22 protein-coding genes are annotated in these 20,925 nt (G+C 73.6%); 12 read left to right on the plus strand and 10 right to left on the minus strand.

Annotated elements, in window-relative coordinates:
* Positions 1 to 26 precede the first annotated feature (26 nt).
* Positions 27 to 1,148 carry an NAD-dependent epimerase/dehydratase family protein gene (locus tag OG823_RS19725; protein ID WP_371480915.1) on the plus strand — a complete coding sequence of 374 codons (1,122 nt, stop codon included), beginning with the start codon at positions 27 to 29 and terminating at the stop codon, positions 1,146 to 1,148.
* Positions 1,149 to 1,155: 7 nt separating this feature from the next.
* Positions 1,156 to 2,163: a lysophospholipid acyltransferase family protein gene (locus OG823_RS19730; protein WP_371480916.1), complete on the plus strand. Its 1,008-nt coding sequence runs from the start codon at positions 1,156 to 1,158 to the stop codon at positions 2,161 to 2,163.
* Positions 2,164 to 2,284: 121 nt separating this feature from the next.
* Here the strand turns inward: OG823_RS19730 and OG823_RS19735 are convergent, their stop codons facing one another.
* From OG823_RS19735 to OG823_RS19745, 3 genes are all read right to left on the minus strand, one after another.
* On the minus strand, positions 2,285 to 3,508 hold the full coding sequence (locus OG823_RS19735; protein ID WP_371480917.1) for a DUF5667 domain-containing protein: 1,224 nt from the start codon (positions 3,506 to 3,508) through the stop codon (positions 2,285 to 2,287).
* A 259-nt stretch (positions 3,509 to 3,767) separates the two neighbouring features.
* Positions 3,768 to 4,541, minus strand: a complete 774-nt coding sequence (locus OG823_RS19740) for an ECF subfamily RNA polymerase sigma factor, BldN family (protein ID WP_371484548.1) — start codon at positions 4,539 to 4,541, stop codon at positions 3,768 to 3,770.
* Positions 4,542 to 5,136: 595 nt separating this feature from the next.
* Positions 5,137 to 6,195 (minus strand): HAD family hydrolase, encoded by a 1,059-nt coding sequence (locus OG823_RS19745; protein WP_371480918.1) that lies wholly within the window; start codon positions 6,193 to 6,195, stop codon positions 5,137 to 5,139.
* 203 nt (positions 6,196 to 6,398) lie between these two features.
* Between OG823_RS19745 and OG823_RS19750 the strand changes: the two genes are divergently transcribed.
* From OG823_RS19750 to hemB, 7 genes are all read left to right on the plus strand, one after another.
* Positions 6,399 to 6,677, plus strand: coding sequence for a glutaredoxin family protein (locus OG823_RS19750; protein ID WP_371480919.1), 279 nt, complete (start codon positions 6,399 to 6,401; stop codon positions 6,675 to 6,677).
* A gap of 216 nt (positions 6,678 to 6,893) precedes the next feature.
* Positions 6,894 to 7,631: an exonuclease domain-containing protein gene (locus OG823_RS19755; protein ID WP_371480920.1), complete on the plus strand. Its 738-nt coding sequence runs from the start codon at positions 6,894 to 6,896 to the stop codon at positions 7,629 to 7,631.
* A 101-nt stretch (positions 7,632 to 7,732) separates the two neighbouring features.
* A complete protein-coding gene (locus tag OG823_RS19760) occupies positions 7,733 to 8,641 on the plus strand; it encodes a redox-sensing transcriptional repressor Rex (RefSeq protein ID WP_371480921.1) in 909 nt (302 codons plus the stop codon).
* A gap of 31 nt (positions 8,642 to 8,672) precedes the next feature.
* Positions 8,673 to 10,097 (plus strand): glutamyl-tRNA reductase, encoded by a 1,425-nt coding sequence (locus OG823_RS19765; RefSeq protein ID WP_371480922.1) that lies wholly within the window; start codon positions 8,673 to 8,675, stop codon positions 10,095 to 10,097.
* Positions 10,098 to 10,138: 41 nt separating this feature from the next.
* A complete protein-coding gene (gene hemC / locus OG823_RS19770; RefSeq protein WP_371480923.1) occupies positions 10,139 to 11,149 on the plus strand; it encodes a hydroxymethylbilane synthase in 1,011 nt (336 codons plus the stop codon).
* Positions 11,146 to 12,840 carry a uroporphyrinogen-III synthase gene (locus OG823_RS19775; protein WP_371480924.1) on the plus strand — a complete coding sequence of 565 codons (1,695 nt, stop codon included), beginning with the start codon at positions 11,146 to 11,148 and terminating at the stop codon, positions 12,838 to 12,840. Before hemC ends, OG823_RS19775 begins: the two co-directional genes overlap by 4 nt.
* Before the next feature lie 67 nt (positions 12,841 to 12,907).
* Complete coding sequence (gene hemB, locus OG823_RS19780; RefSeq protein ID WP_371480925.1) at positions 12,908 to 13,888, plus strand: porphobilinogen synthase; 981 nt, start codon at positions 12,908 to 12,910, stop codon at positions 13,886 to 13,888.
* Positions 13,889 to 14,026: 138 nt separating this feature from the next.
* On the opposite strand, the gene OG823_RS19785 is transcribed toward hemB, so the two are convergent.
* The 3 genes from OG823_RS19785 to OG823_RS19795 all read right to left on the minus strand — a co-directional run bounded on the left by OG823_RS19785 (position 14,027) and on the right by OG823_RS19795 (position 15,373).
* Positions 14,027 to 14,284, minus strand: coding sequence for a hypothetical protein (locus tag OG823_RS19785; RefSeq protein WP_371480926.1), 258 nt, complete (start codon positions 14,282 to 14,284; stop codon positions 14,027 to 14,029).
* 265 nt (positions 14,285 to 14,549) lie between these two features.
* On the minus strand, positions 14,550 to 14,897 hold the full coding sequence (locus tag OG823_RS19790; protein ID WP_371480927.1) for a rodlet layer protein: 348 nt from the start codon (positions 14,895 to 14,897) through the stop codon (positions 14,550 to 14,552).
* A gap of 128 nt (positions 14,898 to 15,025) precedes the next feature.
* Positions 15,026 to 15,373, minus strand: coding sequence for a rodlet layer protein (locus tag OG823_RS19795; protein WP_371480928.1), 348 nt, complete (start codon positions 15,371 to 15,373; stop codon positions 15,026 to 15,028).
* 348 nt (positions 15,374 to 15,721) lie between these two features.
* Here OG823_RS19795 and OG823_RS19800 point away from each other — a divergent pair, with 348 nt between their 5' ends.
* Positions 15,722 to 16,384 (plus strand): hypothetical protein, encoded by a 663-nt coding sequence (locus tag OG823_RS19800; RefSeq protein WP_371480929.1) that lies wholly within the window; start codon positions 15,722 to 15,724, stop codon positions 16,382 to 16,384.
* A gap of 162 nt (positions 16,385 to 16,546) precedes the next feature.
* Here OG823_RS19800 and OG823_RS19805 read toward each other — a convergent pair whose 3' ends face one another.
* The 4 genes from OG823_RS19805 to OG823_RS19820 form a co-directional block, all read right to left on the minus strand.
* On the minus strand, positions 16,547 to 16,900 hold the full coding sequence (locus tag OG823_RS19805) for a hypothetical protein (RefSeq protein WP_371480930.1): 354 nt from the start codon (positions 16,898 to 16,900) through the stop codon (positions 16,547 to 16,549).
* Positions 16,901 to 17,061: 161 nt separating this feature from the next.
* Positions 17,062 to 17,364: a chaplin gene (locus tag OG823_RS19810; RefSeq protein ID WP_371480931.1), complete on the minus strand. Its 303-nt coding sequence runs from the start codon at positions 17,362 to 17,364 to the stop codon at positions 17,062 to 17,064.
* 111 nt (positions 17,365 to 17,475) lie between these two features.
* Entirely contained in the window at positions 17,476 to 17,718 is a 243-nt protein-coding gene (locus OG823_RS19815) for a chaplin (RefSeq protein WP_371480932.1), read from the minus strand.
* 353 nt (positions 17,719 to 18,071) lie between these two features.
* Positions 18,072 to 18,323 (minus strand): chaplin, encoded by a 252-nt coding sequence (locus tag OG823_RS19820; protein WP_371480933.1) that lies wholly within the window; start codon positions 18,321 to 18,323, stop codon positions 18,072 to 18,074.
* A gap of 222 nt (positions 18,324 to 18,545) precedes the next feature.
* Between OG823_RS19820 and OG823_RS19825 the strand changes: the two genes are divergently transcribed.
* Both OG823_RS19825 and OG823_RS19830 read left to right on the plus strand, forming a co-directional pair.
* The gene (locus OG823_RS19825) at positions 18,546 to 18,785 is read left to right on the plus strand and encodes a chaplin (RefSeq protein ID WP_371480934.1); all 240 of its coding nucleotides are present in this window, start codon (positions 18,546 to 18,548) and stop codon (positions 18,783 to 18,785) included.
* Positions 18,786 to 19,111: 326 nt separating this feature from the next.
* Positions 19,112 to 20,794: an RICIN domain-containing protein gene (locus OG823_RS19830; protein WP_371480935.1), complete on the plus strand. Its 1,683-nt coding sequence runs from the start codon at positions 19,112 to 19,114 to the stop codon at positions 20,792 to 20,794.
* Positions 20,795 to 20,925: the final 131 nt, after the last annotated feature.

Here is a 20,925-nt window from a genome sequence, read left to right on the forward strand (position 1 = left end):
ATCCGGCCGAGGAGGGTGCAGTCAGCGTGGGCAAGGTCGTGCTCGTCACCGGCGTGGCACGGCATCTCGGTGCCCGCTTCGTCGCGGAGATCCGTCGGCGTCCCGACGTCGACCTGGTGGTCGGCGTCGACGTGCAGCCACCCCGTGACCCGGTGGTCGATCCGCCCGGACGGGCGGCCGACCACCGCTTCGAGCGACTGGACCTGCGGCGTCCGGCGGTCGCCCGGGTGATCGCCGAGTACCAGGTCGACACGGTGGTGCATCTCAACGTCAGCGCGACCGGTCCGGGGCGGGCCGGCCGCAGCGCCGTCAAGGAGTCGAACGTCATCGGCACCATGCAGCTGCTGGGTGCCTGCCAGAAGGCGCCCGGGCTGCGCCGCCTGGTGGTGAAGTCGACCACCGGCGTGTACGGCTCCGCGCCCCGCGACCCCGCCGTCTTCGGCGAGCGGATGCAGCCCAAGAACCTGCCGAGCGGCGGCTTCGCCAAGGACGCGGCCGAGGTCGAGGGGTACGTCCGGGGGTTCGCCCGGCGCCGCCCGGACGTCGCGGTGAGCGTGCTGCGGTTCGCCAACATCGTCGGCCCGGTGGGTGACACCCCGCTCTGCGAGTACTTCGCGCTGCCGGTGCTGCCCACCGTGCTGGGCCACGACCCGCGGCTGCAGTTCGTCCACGAGGACGACGCGATCGAGGTGCTTTGCCGGGCCGCCGTGGAGCCGGTCAGGGGCACCAACAACGTCGGGACGTTCAACGTGGCGGGGGAGGGCGTCCTGCTGCTCTCGCAGTGCGCCCGCCGGCTCGGCCGGCCCACCGTGCCGATGCTCCAGCCGGTGATCGGCTGGGTCGCCGGGCTCGTGCGGCAGACCAGGCTCGCGGACTTCTCGCCGGAGCAGCTGCGGCTGCTGACGCACGGCCGGGTGGTCGACACCACCCAGTTGCGCGAAACCTTCGGGTACCAGCCGCGGTTCACCACGGCGGAGGCGTTCGGCGACTTCGCCGCCGCCCAGCGGACCGGTCTGCTGCCGCCCGAGCGCCTCACCGCCGTGACCGACCGGCTCGCCGGTCTGCTCGGGTCGCAGGACACGGCCGTGCCGTACCCGGCCCGATCCGGCCGGCCGACCCACCCGACACACCCGACCCACAGGAGCTGAACCCGCGATGAGTGCCGCGAGGGAGTACGTGACGGGCGAGGCCAAGGTCATCCCGATCGAGTCCGCGCCGAGCTGGAGCGAGGACACCGGGCCGGCGCTCGCCGACCGCCTCGCCGACGCCGTCGGCGGCGCGCTGGCGGGCCGGCTGGGCCCGGCCGCCACCCGGCTGTTCGGCAAGGGCTGGGAGGACCGGGCGGCGGGCGGCCTGTCCTTCCTGCGCCGCCGGATCACCGGTGACTACGAGGTCGACGAGTTCGGCTTCGACCGGGAGCTGACCGAGGCGGTGTTCCTCTCCCTGCTGCGGCCGCTCGCGGACAAGTACTTCCGGGTGGAGGTGCGCGGGATCGAGAACATCCCGGCCGAGGGCGGGGTGCTGATCGTCGCCAACCACTCGGGGACGATCCCGCTGGACGCGCTGATGACCCAGGTCGCGATCCACGACCACCACCCGCAGCGGCGCCACCTGCGGATGCTCGCCGCCGACCTGGTCTTCGTACTGCCCGGCGTCAACGAGGTGGCCCGCAAGGCCGGGCACACCCTGGCCTGCAACGAGGACGCCCAGGCGCTGCTGGAGCGCGGCGAGGTGGTGGGCGTCTGGCCGGAGGGCTTCAAGGGCATCGGCAAGCCGTTCGCCGACCGCTACAAGCTCCAGCGGTTCGGACGCGGCGGGTTCGTGGCGTCCGCGCTCCGGGCCCGGGTGCCGATCGTGCCCTGCTCGATCGTCGGGGCCGAGGAGACCTACCCGATGATCGGCAACGCCAAGACGCTGGCCCGGCTGCTGGGCCTGCCGTACGTACCGATCACGCCGACCTTTCCCTGGCTCGGGCCGCTGGGGGCGATCCCGCTGCCGACCAAGTGGACGATCCAGTTCGGCGAGCCGATCGCGACCGACAGCCACCCGCCGGAGGCGGCCGACGACCCGATGCTGGTCTTCGACCTGACCGACGAGGTCCGCGAGACCATCCAGCACACGCTCTACCAGCTGCTGGTGCAGCGCCGCTCGGTCTTCTTCTGAGCCCGGCTGCTCCCGGGACGGCTTCTCCCGGGACCGGCTTCTTGCGGGACCGGCTTCTCCCGGGACCGGAAACGGCCGTGGGCCCGGGCGATGCCCGGGCCCACGGCCGTGACGACGGGCGTCAGCCCAGCTTCAGGCCGGGCAGCAGGCCGGGGATCAGCGGCGGGATGTCGAGGCCCGGCTGGCTGCCGGCCCCCGCGCTCGGTGCCCCGGACGGCGCGGTCGTCGCCCCGCCCGCGGTGGCGTCCGCGCTCGGCGAGGGCTGGGCCCCGGCGATGCCGTTGGCCAGCCCGTCGACCAGGCCGCCGACCGCGGCCGGCGGGTTGCCCGGCGTGGCGCTCGGAGTGGTGCCGCCGCTCGCGCCGCCGCCGGCCGAGGGGGACCGGCCCGGAGCACCGGCCGGGCCGCCGCCGCTCGTGGCCGGGCCGGAGCCGGGGTCGCTCTCGGCGGCCGTGCTCTGCGTCCGGTCGCCGCTCGTCCCCGAGCCGGATCCGCCGCCCTGGCCGGGCTGCTGGGTCAGGCGCAGGGGCGCGACGTCCTCGCTTATGTCGTCGAACAGCCGGTCGACCCGGCCCGCCTCCTGGGTGAGCTGGACGGGCAGCCGGCCCTGGAGCTCCGTCCAGCGGCCGTCCTCGCCCGCGGCGAACCCGGCCAGCCTGCGCATCGGATCCAGCGAGCCGTTGCTGCGGTAGACCGAGCGCAGCAGGTCACGGCCCTTGATGGCCTCGGCGTGCATGTCGTCCAGCGCCCGGCGGACCTGCTCGACCGTGTCCGGGCTGAGCGCGGTCGGCGAACCGCCCCGCCCCATCAGGCCCTGGGCCTCGCCGAGCCGGTTGGAGGCCTGGTCCAGCAGCAGGGCGCCACGCTCGCTGTCGGAGCCCGCCAGATCCAGCTGAAGGCCCTCCAGGCCGCGCTTCATCCCGTACAGGCTGTCCCCGGGGAGGGCGCCCGCGCTCGCGGCGGCGACACCGGCGAAGCTGCCGACGGCGATGCCCGCGACCAGGCCGCCGATCGCGAACCGGCGGCTCCAGCGCCCGCGCGGTACGGCCCGGTGGGCCCGACCGCCGCGTTGCCTGGGAACCGTGAGGCCGGCCCCTCTGCCGCTGAAAGCCTGCTCGAACGCCGCCATCAGCTGAGCGCGTTGGACCGATCGGACCTCGTGGTCCAGCTCGGGACCCGGCATCGCGCCGAGCGAGTCGGCCATGCCGAGCAGACCGGCCATCGCGTCCCCGCGGCCGGCGGGTCCGTCGGTGGGCCGCGTACCGCCCCGGTGTTCTGCCTGGTGGGCCTCCAGCGCCTCGGCGAAGGCCTTCGCCCGCCGGTGCTCGAGCACGTTTGCCGTCACGGGCCGCACCTCCCTTCGTCGTTGTCGACACCCCGGCCGGCCGGACGGTTGCCTCGGCGGGCCAAAGCCACTCCATCGGGTGATAGGTCGCGATCCGGCTTGACCGTATGCCTGGTGGAGGCTTGCACCCTGGCCAACGAGTGGTGCGGGCCGTCGGTTACGCACGACTGATCATCGGACCGACCGTTCACCCGCACGTGTCGGCGGGGCAGCGTCGATGACGGCCCGTCGGATATCCGGCGGGGCGTCGTTCTGCCGCTCACCGAGCGTCGGGGGGCAGCAGTCGGGCCAGGGTCCGCACCGCGCGGTACTGCAGCGTCTTGATGGCGCCCTCGTTCTTTCCCATGATCCGGGCCGTCTCGGCGACCGAGAGCCCCTGCAGGAAGCGCAGCGTCACGCACTCCTGCTGCTGCGGGTTGAGCCGGCCGACCGCCTCCAGCAGCGCGGCGTTGGAGAGCCGCTCCAGCACCGAGTCCTCGGGGCTGCGCTCGCACTCGTTGGAGTCGAGCATCTCGCCGGTGGTGACCTCCAGCCGGAACCGGCTGGACTTGAAGTGGTCGGCCACCAGGTTGCGGGCGATGGTCACCAGCCAGGCGCCGAAGTCGCGCCCCTGCCAGGTGAAGGTGCCGATCCGGCGCAGGGCGCGCAGGAAGGTCTCGCTGGTGAGGTCCTCGGCGGTGGCCTTGCTGCCGACCCGGTAGTAGATGTAGCGGTACACGGTGTCCGCGTAGTGGTCGTACAGGCGCCCGAAGGCCTCGCTCTCGCCGGCCTGGGCCCGTTCGACCAGCTCCATGATCGGGTTGTGCTCGGTCTCGAAGCCGGGGCTCGGGGCCGTCCGCGCCCGGCCCCGCCCGCCGGCCGGGCGGGCCCGGGGGCCGGCCTCGGTGCCGCTCGCGCTCCCGGCCGGGCCGGCGCCCGCCGCGCCGCCGCTCGTGGTGCCGCTGGCGGCGGTGGAGCGCAGGGCGGCCCCGGGAGGGTGCGGGTGGCCGACGGCGAACGCGCCCCCGGCGGGCACCAGCCGCGGAGCCGGCAGGAGCTGGCTGTGCAGCAGCGTGCGCAGCAGTTCCAGGCCGGTGGAGATCTGCCGGTCGGAGGCCTGTCGGACCCGGGCGCTGCGGGAGCGCAGGGGCGCGGGCGACGGGCGGGTGGGAGCAGGCGCGTCGTTCCGGACGGGTGGGTACACGGGACTCCCAGAGGCAGAACTGTGGACGGATCACCTCCGCCTGCGCGGAGAGCACGACCCCGGCCCCGGTCACGAGGGGCGGACGGGGTGGCGTGCATCCAGGAGAGAATAACGCTTTGTGCAATGACAGCTACACCCTGTTGCCGAAGTGGTCGTTTGGGATCCGCTACCTATGCCAATCGGCCGGAAACTGATCGGACGTGTCGCCATTCGCTCGGCTCAACGTGATCGAACGGGAGCGCTCGGTGACCGGTTCGGCGGTGCGGCGCGCGGATTCCCCGCCTTCTGTCCCGGCAATCCCAGACTTTGCCGGTCTGTCGAACGATCGGATCCGGTCATCAGGTGGCAGGCCCGGACGGCGGGGCGGGAAAGCCGCCGCGCCACCGCCGGATTCGCTCGTACGAGGGCGCCGCGCGGGCGCCCGGATTGACGCCGTGGCCGCTGGTCAGGCGGTGTGCCGCCGGTGGATCGCGACGCCGGCCGCGGTCGCTCCGGCGGCCACCCCGAGCGCCGCCGCGGCCGGGATGCCCACCCGGGCGGCCTTGCGGCCGGTGCGGAAGTCGCGCACCCGCCACCCCATCGCCCGGGCGTGGCGGCGCAGCGCGCCGTCCGGGTTCACCACGTACGGGTGGCCGACCAGCGAGAGCATCGGGATGTCGTTGGACGAGTCGCTGTACGCGGCGCAGCGGTCGAGGTCGAGCCGCTCGCGGCGGGCCAGCGAGCGGACGGCGGCCGCCTTGGCGGGGCCGTGCAGCAGCTCGCCGACCAGGCGTCCGGTGTAGAGGCCGTCCCGCGCCTCGGCGACCGTCCCGAGCGCGCCGGTCATGCCGAGCCGGCGGGCGATGATCCGGGCCACCTCCTGCGGGGCCGCGGTGACCAGCCAGACCCGCTGGCCGGCGTCGAGGTGCATCTGGACCAGCGCGCGGGTGCCCGGCCAGATCTTCTCGGCGATGACGTCCTCGAAGATCTCCTCGCAGATCTCCTCCAGGTCGGCGGTGCGCTTGCCCGCCACCAGACCCAGCGCGGTGTGCTGGGCGTCGGCCATGTGCTCCGGGTCCTCGGTGCCGTGCAGCCGGAACCAGGCCTGCTGCCAGGCGAACCGGGCCACGTCCCGGTGGGTGAAGAAGTCGCGCCGGTAGAGGCCGATGCCCAGGTAGAAGACCGCGGCGCCGCGCAGGATGGTGTTGTCGCAGTCGAAGAAGGCGGCGGCGCGGGGGTCGTCCGGGTCGGGGGTGTGGTTGCCGGCCGGCGCCTTGGGGGCCTTGGCCCGCTTCCCGCCCGGCCCGCCCTCCGGCTCGTGCCCGGCGTCCTCGTCGTGCTCCGCCCGCCCGCCGTGCCCGGCCGCCGCGTCCGGGGCGCTCGTCCCGTCGGGCACGCTCGTCCCGTCCGGGGCGGGCTGCGCCCGCAACGCCGCCTCCGCCGCCGCGGCGGCGGCCTCGCCCGCCAGCGCGGTCCGCTCGGTCGGGGAACGCCTGGTGAGGGTGAGCCTTCGAAGCACGGCCATGGCACCGAGCATAGCCAGCGCCGGTGACCATGACCGTGACGTCGGCGTGCAGGAGCGGTTAACGGCCCGCGGCAACGCCGTGACCGTCCGCGCGGGGCGGGAGGCCGGGCCCGGAACGAAGGGGCCGGAAGGAAGGGGCCGACGGACGCGGAGCACGGGGTGACGGAGCCGGGGGAGCCGGAGCGCTGGAGCACAATGGCCGGGTGAGCCCACTGCTGCGACGTGACAAGACCCCGAACCCGGCGGACCGCACCGTGACCCTGGTCGGAAAGCCGGGGTGTCACCTCTGCGACGACGCCCGCGCGGTGATCGTCCGGGTGACCGCCGAGACCGGCGCCGCCTTCGAGGAGAAGGACATCACCCAGGACGAGGAGCTGTACCGCAAGTACTGGGAGCAGATCCCGGTGACCCTGATCGACGGCCGGCAGCACGACTTCTGGCGGGTCGACGAGCGGCGGCTCCGGACGGCCCTCGGCGCCTGACCGGGGGCGGGCCCGGGCCGGCCGATCACCCGCGGCGCCCGCGGGCCGGCACCCGGGGCGCCCCGGGAGCCCGCTCGCAGCCCGCTCGCGTCGCGCTCAGGTGTGTGAGTGTGGCGAAGAAAACTGCACAACGGCTGGGAATCCACCGCATGGTCGGCTTACGATCTAACCTCGTTTTCGCGCCACGGGGGCAGACCGCAGAGGAGTGCCGCCGCCATGCTTCCCGGCCGGATCCCAGGGCAGGCCGTCGCCGCCGAGGGGTTCGCCGTGGTCGACGTGGAGGCCACCGGGCGCAGCCCCTGGCGCCATCGCGTGGTCGAGGTCGCCGTCGTCCTGCTGGACCGGCAGCTGCGGACCGAGGCCGAGTTCGCGACCCTGCTCGACCCGGTCGGCCCGGTCGGCCCGACCCATGTGCACCGGATCGCCCAGACGGACGTGGCCGGCGCCCCGCGCTTTCGCGAGGTGGCCCCGTACCTGCTGGAGCTGTTGTCGGGGCGGGTGCTGGTCGGCCACCACGTGACCTGCGACCAGTCCTTCCTGGATCGCGAGTTCGCCCGGATCGGGGTGCCCTGGCCGGCGGTGCCGCTGCTCTGCACGATGCGCCTGGCCCGCGCCCACCTGCCGGGGGCCGGCGGCTTCGGCCTCGCCGCCTGCGCCGACGCGGCCGGGCTGGGCTGGTACCCGGCGCACACCGCGCTCGGCGACGCCCGCGCCACCGCCGACCTGCTGCGGCACTGCATACGCACCCGCTCCTGCCCGCCGGCCGCCTGGGCCGAGCCGTTGCGCGAGGCCGTCGGGGTGTCGTGGCCCCGGCTGCCCCGGGCCCGCTCGCAGCCGGACGGCGCCCCGCTCGGGCTGATCAGGCGGGAGGCTCCGGCCGGGCCCCGGCAGCCGGGCGGACGGCCCCCGGCCGTCGCGCCGACGGACTCCGGTGCTATGGGACACCCGGCGTGATGCGCATCACTGTGTACGGACAAATCGGACACCATCTTTGTGCACACGTTCACAAACGCATAGCCTGGCCACCTAAGCCCAGCTTCACCCACAGGAGCACCGTGGCAATCGGCCGATCACCACAGAGCAGTTCGCAGACGCCCGACCAGGGCGCCGCGCGCCGACCCTCGCGTGCCCGGGGCATCCCGGAGGCGACCGTCGCCCGACTCCCGCTGTATCTGCGGGCCCTCACCGCGCTCTCGGAGCGCTCCGTCCCCACCGTCTCCTCCGAGGAGCTGGCGGCCGCCGCGGGTGTGAACTCCGCGAAGCTGCGCAAGGACTTCTCCTACCTCGGCTCGTACGGCACCCGCGGGGTCGGTTACGACGTCGAGTACCTCGTCTACCAGATCTCCCGCGAGCTCGGCCTGACCCAGGACTGGCCGGTCGTGATCGTCGGGATCGGCAACCTCGGCCACGCGCTCGCCAACTACGGCGGCTTCGCCTCCCGCGGCTTCCGGGTCGCGGCCCTGCTGGACGCCGATCCGGCCGTGGTCGGCAGCAGCGCGGCCGGTCTGCCGGTGCGGCACATGGACGAGCTGGAGGAGATCGTGGAGACCCACGCGGTCTCCATCGGCGTCATCACCACGCCCCCCGGCGCCGCCCAGCTGGTCTGCGACCGGCTGGTCGAGGCGGGCGTCACCAGCATCCTGAACTTCGCGCCCACCGTGCTGACCGTCCCGGACGGCGTGGACGTGCGCAAGGTCGATCTGTCCATAGAGCTTCAGATCCTGGCCTTCCACGAGCAGCGCAAGGCGGGCGAGGAGCCGGACCGCGGCGAGTCCGTGCTCGACCGGGCCCCCGGTCCGGTCCGGGCCGCCGCCGCCAAGCTGCGCCGTGCGGCAGGCACCGCCAAGGCCCTGACGGACGCCAAGCCGGAGGCCGACCAGACCAAGGCCAAGGCCGTGAAGGCCGCCAAGCCGGCCAAGGGCACGGGCCCCGAGGGCGACCTCTCGGCGGTGATGCCGGCATGAGCGCGCGCGTTCACCGCGGTGGGAGGCCGGCATGAGCCTGCTCGTCGTAGGGCTGAGCCACCGCACCGCGCCCGTCGGGGTGCTGGAGCGCGCGGCGCTCACCGGTGACGTCCCCACCCGGCTGCTGCACGACGCCGCCGCGACGGCGACCGTCGCCGAGGCCGCGCTGGTCAACACCTGCAACCGGATCGAGCTCTACGCGGACGTGGACAAGTTCCACGCCGGCGTCGCCGAGCTCTCCCTCCTGCTCGCCCACCACACTGGCGTGGACCTGGAGGAGCTCACCTCCCATCTCTACGTCCACTACGAGGACCGCGCCGTCCACCACCTCTTCTCGGTGGCCTGCGGCCTGGACTCGATGGTGGTCGGCGAGGGCCAGATCCTCGGCCAGCTGCGCGACGCGCTCGCCCGCGCCCAGGAGGAGCACACCGCCGGGCGCGACCTCAACGAGCTCTTCCAGCAGGCCCTGCGGGTGGGCAAGCGGGCGCACAGCGAGACCGGCATCGACAAGGCCGGCCAGTCGCTGGTCACCTTCGGCCTGGAGCAGATCGCCGCCGGTGCCGGGGAGATCGCCGGCAAGCGGGCCCTGGTGGTCGGTGCGGGCTCGATGAGCTCGCTGGCCGCCGCCACGCTGGTGCGCGCGGGTGTGAGCGAACTGTTGATCGCCAATCGCACCCCCGAGCGGGCCGAGCGCCTGGTGGCCATCCTGGGCAGCGCGAACGCCCGGACGCTCGACCTGGCGAAGGTTCCCGAGGCACTGGCCGACGTCGACCTGGTGATCTCCTGCACCGGCGCGGCCGGCGTGGTGATCGGCGCCGACGACGTCGCGACCGCCGTCGCGGCCCGGGACGCCGCCTCGCCGCTCGCCTTCCTCGACCTGGCGATGCCGCGCGACGTCGACCACGCCGTGCACGCGCTGCCCGGCGCGCTGCTGGTCGACCTGGAGAGCCTCTCGCACGCCCACGCCGCCACCCCCGGCGCGGGCGACGTGGACGCCGTCGGCGGCATCGTCGCCGACGAGGTCGCCGCGTTCGGCGCCGCCCAGCGGGCCGCCCGGATCGCGCCCACCGTGGTCGCGCTGCGGGCGATGGCCTCCGAGGTGGTCCTCTCCGAGCTCGGGCGGCTGGACTCCCGGCTGCCCGACCTGGACGAGCGCTCCCGCGCCGAGATCACCCAGACCGTCCGCCGCGTGGTGGACAAGCTGCTGCACGCGCCCACCGTGCGGGTGAAGCAGCTCGCCGCCGAGCCCGGCGGCGCCTCGTACGCGGACGCCCTGCGCGAGCTGTTCGACCTCGACCCGGCGGCCGTCCACGCGGTCTCGGGCACGCCGGGCGCCCAGAAGTCGGCTGCCCAGCAGCCGGTCGTCACCAAGACGGGCCCGCAGAAGCCGGGCCCGCAGACCCCGGGCCCGGCCCGGCCCGCCAACGGCACCCTCGCGGGCGAGGTCGCCAGATGAACCGTCAGCCATCCCACGAGTACCACCGGGACGATCACCTCATGAATGGTCAACCGCTCCACGACCAGGCCCCGCCGTCCGCCGTGCCGCTGCGGCTCGGCACCCGCCGCAGCGCACTCGCCATGGCGCAGTCGGGCATGGTCGCCCGCGAGGTGGGCCGGCTCACCGGACGCGCCGTCGAACTGGTGGAGATCACCACCTACGGCGACACCTCCCGCGAGGCCCTGGCGCAGATCGGAGGCACCGGTGTCTTCGTCTCCGCCCTGCGCGACGCGCTGCTGGAGGGCCGGATCGACTTCGCCGTGCACTCCCTGAAGGACCTTCCCACCGCGGCCCCCGAGGGCCTGCTGCTGGCCGCCGTCCCCGAGCGCGAGGACGTCCGCGACGCCCTCGTCGCCCGCGAGGGCCTGGGCCTGCAGGAACTGCTGGAGAAGCTGGCCGGCGCCGGCCGCACCGCGCGGATAGGCACCGGGTCGCCGCGTCGGGCGGCCCAGCTCAACGCCTGGGCCGCCGCCCGGGGCACGACCGTGGAGACCACCCCGATCCGGGGCAACGTCGACACCCGGATCGGTTTCGTCGCCTCCGGTGAGCTCGACGCGGTGGTCCTCGCCGCGGCCGGCCTCAACCGGCTCGGGCGCGGGGCCGAGATCACCGAGCACCTCGATCCCGAGCTGATGCTCCCGGCTCCCGGACAGGGCGCCCTCGCGATCGAGTGCACCAGCGCGAACACCGCCCTGGCCGCGACTCTGGCCGCCCTGGACCACGCCCCCACCCGGGTCGCGGTGGTGGCCGAGCGCGCTCTGCTGGCCGCCCTCGAAGCCGGTTGCTCCGCCCCGGTCGGGGCGCTCGCGACCTGGGGCAGCCGCTCCGAACTGTTGCTGGAGGGCGTGGTCGGCACCGTCGACGGCGCCACCCTGCTGAAGATGTCCGCCAGTGGTCCGCTCGTCCTCGACGAGTCGGCCGAGCAGCACGCGCGGGCCCTCGGCCACGCCCTTGCCGCCCGGCTGCTCGACGCGGGTGCGTCCACTCTCATGGGGGAGCGAGCCCGATGAGCCCCACCGCTGCCACCGACACCCCGCTCCCGGGCGGCAACCCGTTCCAGGCCGGGCCCGCCCCCGCCGGGCGCTGCACCTTCCTGGGCGCGGGCCCCGGGGATCCGGGGCTGCTGACCCTGCGTGCGGTCGAGGTGCTGGCCTCGGCCGACATCCTGGTCGCCGATCCGCTGACCGCCGCCGCCGTCCGCAGCCACTGTCCGGCCGGTGTGCAGGTACACACCACCGCGGCCCTCGGCTCCGGCACCGCCACGGACGCCCCCGACGGCGGCTTCGACCTGGCCCGGCTGGTCGCCGAGGCCGTCCGGGCGGGCAAGCACGTGGTCCGCACCGTCGACGGCGACCCGGGCCTGGACGGCTGCGCGGCCGAGGAGATGCTCTCCTGCGCGAAGTCGGCGATCCCCTTCGAGGTGATCCCGGGCGTCGCCCAGTCGGTCGGCGTCCCCGCCTACGCGGGTGTGCCGCTGCGCGGCAGCAACGGGACGGACGTCCGGTTCGTGGACGGCGCGGCGCTGCTGGCCGGCGGGCCGGTCGACCTCGGCTCCCCGGAGACCACGCTGGTCGTGCGCACCACGCTCGGCCAGCTGCCCGCCACCGCCAACGCGCTGGTGGCGAACGGCCGCAAGCCGGACTCGGCGTTCTGCGCCACGCTCTCCGGCACCACCACCCGCCAGCGCTCCTTCACCGCGACGCTGGCGACCATCGCCGCCGATCTCAAGGCGGCCCGGGTGCTGCCCTCGCCGGTCTCCGCCCCGGTGGACACCGCGACCTCGGTCATAGCCGTGGTCGGCGAGCAGGTCGCGCACCGCATCTCGCACTCCTGGTTCGAGACCAAGCCGCTGTTCGGCTGGAACGTCCTGGTGCCGCGCACCAAGGAGCAGGCCACCGGCCTCTCCGACCAGCTGCGCTCGTACGGGGCGGTGCCGCAGGAGGTGCCCACCATCGCGGTGGAGCCGCCCCGCACCCCGCAGCAGATGGAACGGGCGATCAAGGGCCTGGTCACCGGCCGCTACGAGTGGATCGCCTTCACCTCGGTCAACGCGGTGCGCGCGGTGCGTGAGAAGTTCGAGGAGTACGGGCTGGACGCCCGGGCCTTCGCCGGCATCAAGGTCGCGGCGGTCGGCGAGACCACCGCGCAGTCGCTGGTGGACTTCGGCGTGAAGCCCGATCTGGTGCCCTCCGGCGAGCAGTCCGCGGCCGGTCTGCTGGAGGACTGGCCGCCGTACGACCCGGTGTTCGACCCGATCGACCGGGTGCTGCTGCCCCGCGCCGACATCGCCACCGAGACCCTGGTGGCCGGCCTGGTCGAGCTGGGCTGGGAGGTCGACGACGTGACGGCGTACCGGACGGTGCGCGCCTCGCCGCCGCCGGCCGAGACCCGTGAGGCGATCAAGGGCGGCGGTTTCGACGCGGTGCTCTTCACCTCGTCGTCCACCGTGCGCAACCTGGTCGGGATCGCCGGCAAGCCGCACAACGTGACCGTGATCGCCTGCATCGGCCCGGCCACCGCGAAGACCGCCGAGGAGCACGGCCTGCGGGTCGACGTGATGGCCCCGGCGCCGTCCGCCGCCGCGCTGGCCCAGGCCCTGGCAGACTTCGGGGCACGTCGTCGCGACACCGCCACGGCGGCCGGTGAGCCGGTCTACCGGCCGAGCGAGCGCCGCCCCGGCTCGCGCCGCAAGGCCCGCTGAGAACACACCCCGTCGGGGGAGGCCGGGCCGGCCTCCCCCGACGCCCCACCGTCCGGAGAGAGAAGCCGTGTCCGCTGAATTCCCGTACGTACGCCCGCGCCGGCTGCGCACGACCCCGGCGATGCGCCGGATGGTCGCGCAGACCCGGCTGCACCCGGCCGAGCTGATCCTGCCGCTGTTCGTCCGCGAGGGTATCGGCGAACCTGTGCCGATCTCGGCGATGCCCGGGGTCGTCCAGCACACCCGCGACACGCTGCGCAAGGCCGCCGTGCAGGCCGCCGAGGCGGGCCTCGGGGGTCTGATGCTGTTCGGCGTCCCGGCCGTGCAGGACGCGACCGGCAGCGAGGGCACCAATCCGGACGGCATCCTGCAGAAGGCGATCCGGGACGTGGTCTCCGAGGTCGGCGACTCGATCGTGGTGATGTCCGACCTCTGCCTGGACGAGTACACCGACCACGGCCACTGCGGTGTGCTGGCCGCCGACGGCAGCGTGGACAACGACGCGACGCTGGCCCGGTACGCGGAGATGGCCGTGGTTCAGGCCGACGCGGGCGTCCACCTGGTCGGCCCGTCCGGGATGATGGACGGCCAGATCGGTGTCGTCCGGCGGGCCCTGGACCAGGCCGGGCACCTGGACACCGGCATCCTCGCCTACACCGCGAAGTACGCCTCGGCGTTCTTCGGCCCGTTCCGCGAGGCGGTCGGCTCCTCCCTCCAGGGCGACCGCAAGAGCTACCAGCAGGACCCGGCGAACGCCCGGGAGGCGCTGCGCGAGCTGGCGCTGGACGTCGCCGAGGGCGCCGACCTGGTGATGGTCAAGCCCGCGATGGCGTACCTGGACATCCTGCGGCAGGTCGCCGACGCCTCGCCGGTGCCGGTCTCCGCCTACCAGGTCTCCGGTGAGTACTCGATGGTCGAGGCGGCCGCCGCGAACGGCTGGATCGACCGGGAGCGGACGATCCTGGAGACGCTCACCTCGATCCGCCGGGCCGGCGCCGAGCAGATCCTCACCTACTGGGCGGTCGAGGCCGCCGCGATGCTGCGGTAGGTCGTTCGGAGCGGACCGGCGGAGCCGGAGCAGCACGAAGGCCGGGCCCCGCGGACGGGGCCCGGCCTTCGCCGTGCGCCGGCGCGTCCTGGTGATGCGTCAGGAACGGGCGTCAGGAACGGGCGTCAGGGGCGGGCGTCAGCCGACGTGGGCGAAGCCGTCCTGGGCGCCGCCGAGGTCGGTGGACGTCGCCCAGCCCCAGCGCTGGTCGGCGGCGTGGATGTGGCTGGTGTGCGCCGCACCCCACTGCTCGCCGGCCACGAAGACCGGGTCGGCCGACGCCACGAACTGCCCGCCGCCCTCGACGCCCACGTGCGCGTACGCGGGGGCCGAGACGCCGGCGACGGCCAGCGCGCCGACCGCGGTCAGGAGGGCCTTGCCCAGCATGCTCTTCATCGAAATCTGTCCTCTCTCCTGCGATCCGTCTCCCGGGCCCGGCGGGCCGGGGAGCGAGCGGATCGGGTGGGGGGCCTGTGGTGTCACGTGACCACAGGACGTGCGGGCGCGCCGCTCGGAACGCGCCGCACCGACGGCCTGTCACCCGAAGGAGTCGGATGAGGACCGTCCGGTCGTGCGATCCACCGCGGTTCGTACAGAAGCCCGTGGGGCCCGGGGAACGATCCCCCGGGCCCCACGGACCGAATCCGGCGACGGTCCTTGATCAGCCGATCAGGTGCGAGACGCCCGCGTCGCCCGAGGACTGGGTCGGCTGGCCCACGTCGCAGATCTGCTTCGGGGTGCTGTTCAGGATCGGGACCTCGACCGGAACCGCGACACCGATGAGCGCGGCGACGGCGATGTTGTGAACCTCCGGCAGGCAGATGTTCGGGTTGTCGAGGGTGTGGAAGTTCGGGCTGTGGTTGCCCTGGGTGCCGGTGGCGTTGGTGCCGCCGTCGCCCTGGACCGAGACGGCCGAGCCGTCCGAGTCGGCGATCGCGGAGGCGGAGCCGGCCGACATGGCGATCGCGGCGACGGCGAGGCCGGCTGCGGTCAGAGTCTTCTTGATCATTTCTGGTGTTCCTCTCGGGGTGAATCGGGGGCGATTCGGGGGTGGTTCCGGTGGAGCGGGGTGGTACTCGCCGGGCGGGGAGGCCCGGGTGGGACGGAGTGGTTCAGTGGTCCCGACGCGGCCGTGGGTCAGCCGACGAGGTGGGAGACGCCGGCGTCGCCGTGCGACTGGCTGCCCTGGCCCTGGACGCAGTACTGCTTGCCACCGCTGTTGGCGATCGGGACCTCGATCGGGACGGCGATGCCACCGAGGGCGCCGACGGCGATGTTGTGGATCTCCGGCAGGCAGATGTTCGGGTTGTCCAGGAAGTGGAAGTTCGGGCTGTGGTCGCCCCAGGTGCCGGTGTTGTTGGTCCCGCCGTTGCCCTGCAGGGAGGCGGAGGCGCCGTCCGCGTCACCGATGGCCGAGGCGGGGGCGGAGGCCATGGCCAGGGCGGCCGTGACCAGGCCGGCGGCGGCGAAAGACTTCTTGAGCATGGGGGAGATCCCTCTCTGAAATGCTTTTTTCGGATTCCGTGCGTTCAACGATGAGACCCGGTCTGCGGTCACTGGCCCGATCGGGACGGACGCTGGAATGCTCTGCGGCATCCGGTCCTGCCCCTCGTCGTGGCTGCGACAACCAGATCAAAGAATGACGGGGCGGAAGGTTACGCGGATTCGGAAAAACCGTGTGCGGATCACCGTGGGGTGGTCCGTGCGGTCAGATTATTAGCCCGAATCGGCTAACGGCCGCAATCAGGGCCCCCGCTACCTCGTTGAAGCAGGGTGCTTTCGGCTGCGCGACGCAGCCGTCCCAGAAGGTCTCCAGCTAGAACGGTGAATACCATGAAGTTCTCCAAGCGGGCCGGCGCGATGCTGCTGGCGGTCGGTGCCGGTGTGCTCGCCTCGCAGGGTGCGGCGGCCGCCGCCGGGATCACCCCCGGTCAGATCGGCGCCCTGGAGGGGCAGCTGGCGACCGATCAGGTCCCCTTCGACATCCCGCTGGGATCCGCCACCGAGCGGCTCGGCCTGCTCCCCGAGGGCGGGCACGTGCACGGCGGCATCCCGACCTCGGTGCTCATGCCGGCCGTTCCGGAGGAGGGCGCCGGGGCTCAGCCCGTCCCCGACCGGATCATCCCCGCGCTGGGCGGCGGCAAGGTCGGCCCCGAGCTGCAGGCGGCGCTCCCGCTGCCCGCCGCGGACCGCTCCACCGAGCTCGGCGACCTGCTGCTGGAGGCCCCCGCGGCTCCGCTGAACGTGGCCGGCCCGGCCCTGACGCTCGGCCGTCCGGTGAGCTACGTCGAGGGCAACAGCGGACACCTGACCGACACGCTGAAGTTCGGAGAGCTGGACCCGCAGCTGATCACGGCGCCCGTCCAGGCCGTGCCCGGGGCCAAGGCCTCGCTGGGCGGCGGTGACAAGCGGATCTCGCTGACCGATTCGCTGGAGCAGCTCACGACCACGACCACGGCCACCGCCACCGGCGCCCTGGAGCAGGCCAGGGGCTGACCCCGCCCGTTCGGCCCGGTCCCGCCGCGGGCGGCCGGGCCGGGCCCCGGCGGCCGGGCCTCGGGCGGCGCGGCCGGACACATCACCGCGAACGGCCCCGGTGCGACAGGCACCGGGGCCGTCGTGGCTCCCCCGCCGGGCGGCGCCCGCCCGGCGACGGGTTCAGCCGGGCAGGGCGCCCAGCAGCGGGCCGACCGCGGGCAGGTCCCTGATCCCGCCACCGTCGCTCAGCGGCCCGGTCACGTAGTCGGTACCCACCGGCTTCAGCCCGGAGTTGTCGGGCTGGACGGCGACCCCGTTGTTCAGCACGTCGGCGGAGGACTGCGCGAACGGGTCCAGCCGCAGGTCCTTGACCGGCGCGACGCCGTAGCCGAGGGCGCCGGTGAGGCCGCCGACGGCGGGGGCCACCTCGGTCTGCTGGAGACGGGGGACGGTGTCCGCGTGTGCCGTGCCCGTGCCGAGCAGCATCGCGGCGCCCAGGACGGCGAGGCCGGCCCCGCTCTTCTTCAGGACCATGAGGACCTACCCTTCGGGTGATTCGGTGGTGCGGAGGTTCGGTGGTGCGGCGCTTCGGGTGCGGTGACCGGCGCGGCGGCGGCCGGGCCGCCGGGGACGCCGTACTGCCCCAGGGCCGGCGGGCCGAGGGGCAGTACGGTCGGGCTCGCGCCGATCGGCGATCAGCAGTCGTCCGAGTCCACGGGCTGCGGCTGGGGGGTCACCACGGGCTGCTCGTGGGGCATGTCCACGTTGGCGCAGGTGTTGCCGAACGCCGGGTTCAGGGCGCCGATCACGTTGACGGAGTTGCCGCACAGGTTCACGGGGACGTGCACCGGGATCTGGATCAGGTTGCCGGAGAGCACGCCGGGGGAGCCGGCGGCGACGCCCTCGGCACCGGAGCTGGCGGCAGCGGCACCGGCGCCGCCCAGCACCAGGCTCGCGGCGGCGGCGGTGAGGACGGCGGCCTTCTTCACGTTCTGCATGGGGTGTTTGATCTCCTAGATCACAAACGGATGAGCGTGCCGCACCCCGCGGGTGCGGGGTGCGGCACGGACTCGGTTGAGCGAGCTGTCGCCTGTTCAGCGACCGCGGCTTCAGCCGACGTTGGCGCAGTTGTTGCCGAACGCCGGGTTCAGCAGGCCGATCACGTTGACGGTGTTGCCGCAGACGTTGACCGGGACGTGCACCGGGATCTGGATCAGGTTGCCGGAGAGCACGCCGGGGGAGCCGGCGGCGACGCCCTCGGCACCGGAGCTGGCGGCAGCGCCACCGGCCGCACCGACCACGAGGCCGGCAGCGGCGATGGACAGAACGGCGGCCTTCTTGAGGTTACGCATGGGGGTTTTCCTCCATTGTCTTCCCGACCGGTTCGATTGTCGGGATTTCGGGCGAATCAGAATCATCGCCCGCTGGTTCAGGGGTGCGCCGTGATTGTCACTCTGGCGGCCCAAGTCGTGCGTGTCGCCCGTGGCTTGGACGGTGCTCGGCCGCTTCATTCCTGCGCCCCGCGAACAATTACCGCACGGCCGGGAAGTGTCCGCTCGGTGGCGCGACCAGGAGAGCCCCGCGAGGAACGGGGGTTCGACGCCGATTCGGCGTCTCCCGGGAGATCAGGTGGATTCGGCGGGCCGAATCGAATATCTGTCAGACGTACGCCGAGCGGGCGTCCGCCCGCCCGGTCCGTCGTCCGTCAGGCGTTGACGCAGGTGTTCCCGAACGCCGGGTTCAGCACGGTGACCAGGCCGATCGAGTTGCCGCAGAGGTTGACCGGGACGTGCACCGGCACCTGGATCAGGTTGCCGGAGAGCACCCCGGGGGAGGCGACCGCGGCGCCCTCGGCCGCCGCGCCGCGGATGTGGTGGGCGGAGGCGCTGGCGGCGCCGCCGAGCAGCAGGGCTGCGACGGCCGCGGTACCGAGCACACCCTGGGCGAGCTTGCGCATGGTGTCGTCCCGTTCGTGAGAGTCCGGATGAAGCGTGTTCCGCCAGGAAGAACGACCCGGCGGCCGACGGGAAACGGTCGGCTCCGTTCATCACCCGAATGCCTGGCGTAAGCCGTACGGGTGACAGCGGCCGAGTGGACGCAACCCGTCCCCCGGGGCCTCGTTAGGGATCACGCACGCTCCGTGCAGCTAACAACTCTTCGATCTTTCAGGAGGCTCACTATGAGCATCAAGAAGACTGCCGCCATTGGTGCCGCCGTGGTGGGTATCGTCGCGGCCGGTGCCGGTTCCGCGATGGCCAGCTCCGGCGCCGAGGGCGTCGCGGCGGGTTCCCCCGGCGTCATCTCGGGCAACAGCGTCCAGGTCCCGGTGCACGTTCCGGTCAACCTCTGCGGCAACTCGATCGACGTGATCGGCCTGCTGAACCCGGCGTTCGGCAACAACTGCGTCAACGCGGGCTGATCCCGACCGGATCTTCCGCACCGCACGTCACGAGCCGCCGTCCTCGCCTCCCTCCTGGGGCGTGGACGGCGGCTCGGTGCGTGCCGGGTGCCGTCCGCCCGGTGGCCGCTCCGGCCCGGGGCGGAGCTGAAGGCCCGGGGCGGCGCTGACGGCCCGATGGGTGAGGGGCCCTCACGACTCTTGTTGCCTTACTCGTCAGTACTTAGAATATGAGGACTGCTCACATTTCTCCCCGGTCCGTGGCCCGGTCCCGGGGAGTCGCACGCCGCACGCTCCGCGTCGCCCGGCCGCTGCCGGGCGGACCCCACCCTCGCAAGGAGTCACGCGTGATCAGGTCCCTCTCCCCGAGCGCGCGGCGATGTCGCCCGGCCGCGCGCCGGTCGCCCGCCGGCGCCCTGCTCGCCACCGCCGCCCTGCTCGCCACCCTCGCACTGGCCGGCGCCCCGACCGCCGCCGCCGTCACCCCCGCCGCCGTCACCCCCGCCGCCGCGAAGCCCGCGGCCGTCGTCGCCCTGGGCGACAGCGCCATCTCCGGGGAGGGTGCGGGCACCGACACCGGCGACGCGTACTTCCCCGACAGCGACAGCCCGACCGACTACTGCCATCGGCACCCGAAGTCGGAGATCTTCGTCACCGGCATCCCCGACGTCACGCCCGTCGACCTGGCCTGCTCCGGCGCGCAGACCGGTGACCTGGTCAGCGACCCCGTGCTCGCGAGGACGACCGGCCCGGGCAGCGGCGACTTCGGCGAGCCCAAGCAGGACGTCCAGCTCGCCCGGACGGCGGCCGCGTACGACGTCAGGATGGTCGTCGTCACGATCGGGGCCAACGACGACTTCGACTTCAGCGGCATCATGATGCACTGCCTCGGCCAGTACTTCCCGGTGCCGCAGAGCCAGGGCTGCCGGGACACCATCGGCAGCGCCGACATCGCCGCGCGGGCCGAGCGGGTCCGGCCCAAGGTGGTCGCCGCGCTGCAGGACATCCGGCAGACCATGCGCACGGCCGGCTACGCCGACTCCTCGTACCAGCTGGTCTTCCAGTCCTACTTCAACCCGATCACACCCGACATCCGGACCGACACCTACGTCGGCAAGGTGGCGGACGGCTGCCCCGCCTTCCCCGAGGACCTCGCCTGGGGGCACAACTGGGTGGTGCCGGTGCTCAGCGACACCCTGCGGGCCGCCGCCGAGGAGGTCCCCGGCGTCCGGTACCTCGACCAGCGCCGGGTCTCCTTCGGGCACGAGGTCTGCGCCGAGTGGACCAGCTCCCCGTACGAGTACACCAACGGGGACGTCATCAACCTCTCCGAATGGGTCCGCAACGGCTGTGACCAGCAGATCGGCATTCCCGGCCTGTGCATGAACATGGTCCGCCAGTCGTACCACCTGCGGGTCGCGGGCTACCGCGCCGAGGGCGGCTGCCTCGCCCAGTTCTACGCCCGGCCGACCCAGCAGCAGGCGTACTGCACGCTCAACCAGCAGAACACCACCTCCATCGAACCGCTCACCCCCGGACGGCCGTTCGACGACAAGCCCGAGGACGGCTCCTGGTACCAGCTCACCAACGTCGCCGACGGCAAGGTGCTCGACCTCGCGGGCGGCGGTACGTACGGCGACAGCACCAACGGGCGTCCCGCCATCGCCTACACCGCCACCGGGGGCCTGAACCAGTCCTTCGTCCTGGAGGCGAAGGCGGGCAACAGCTACGAGCTGGACTTCAGCGGGAACCGGGACATGTGCCTGGACGCCACCGGCGCCTCCACCGCCCCCGGCACCAGGCTGGAGCAGTGGCGCTGCAACGGCGGCGGCAACCAGCACTGGGTCTTCGTCCCGGCCGGGAACGGCCGGTACGAACTGGCCGACTCGCAGGACACCGGCAAGGTCGCGACCGTCGGCGGGGTCCCGGACGCCCAGGGCAATCCGCCGGTCGCCCTGGCGGCCGACACCGGCGCGCCCGAGCAGCTCTGGCAGCTCACCGAGCTGGGCATCGTCTACCTGCACGGCTGATCCCGGCCGCCCGCCGCCCGCCGCCTGCCGGTCTGCCGCTCACCCCGCCCGGCCCGTCGCCCGCCCCGCCCCGGGCGGCGGCGAGCCGGTGCCGGGGCACGGCGGCCGGGGTGCCGTAGGCTCACCCGGCA

The organism is Kitasatospora sp. NBC_00315, from assembly GCF_041435095.1.
Taxonomy (GTDB): Bacteria; Actinomycetota; Actinomycetes; order Streptomycetales; family Streptomycetaceae; genus Kitasatospora.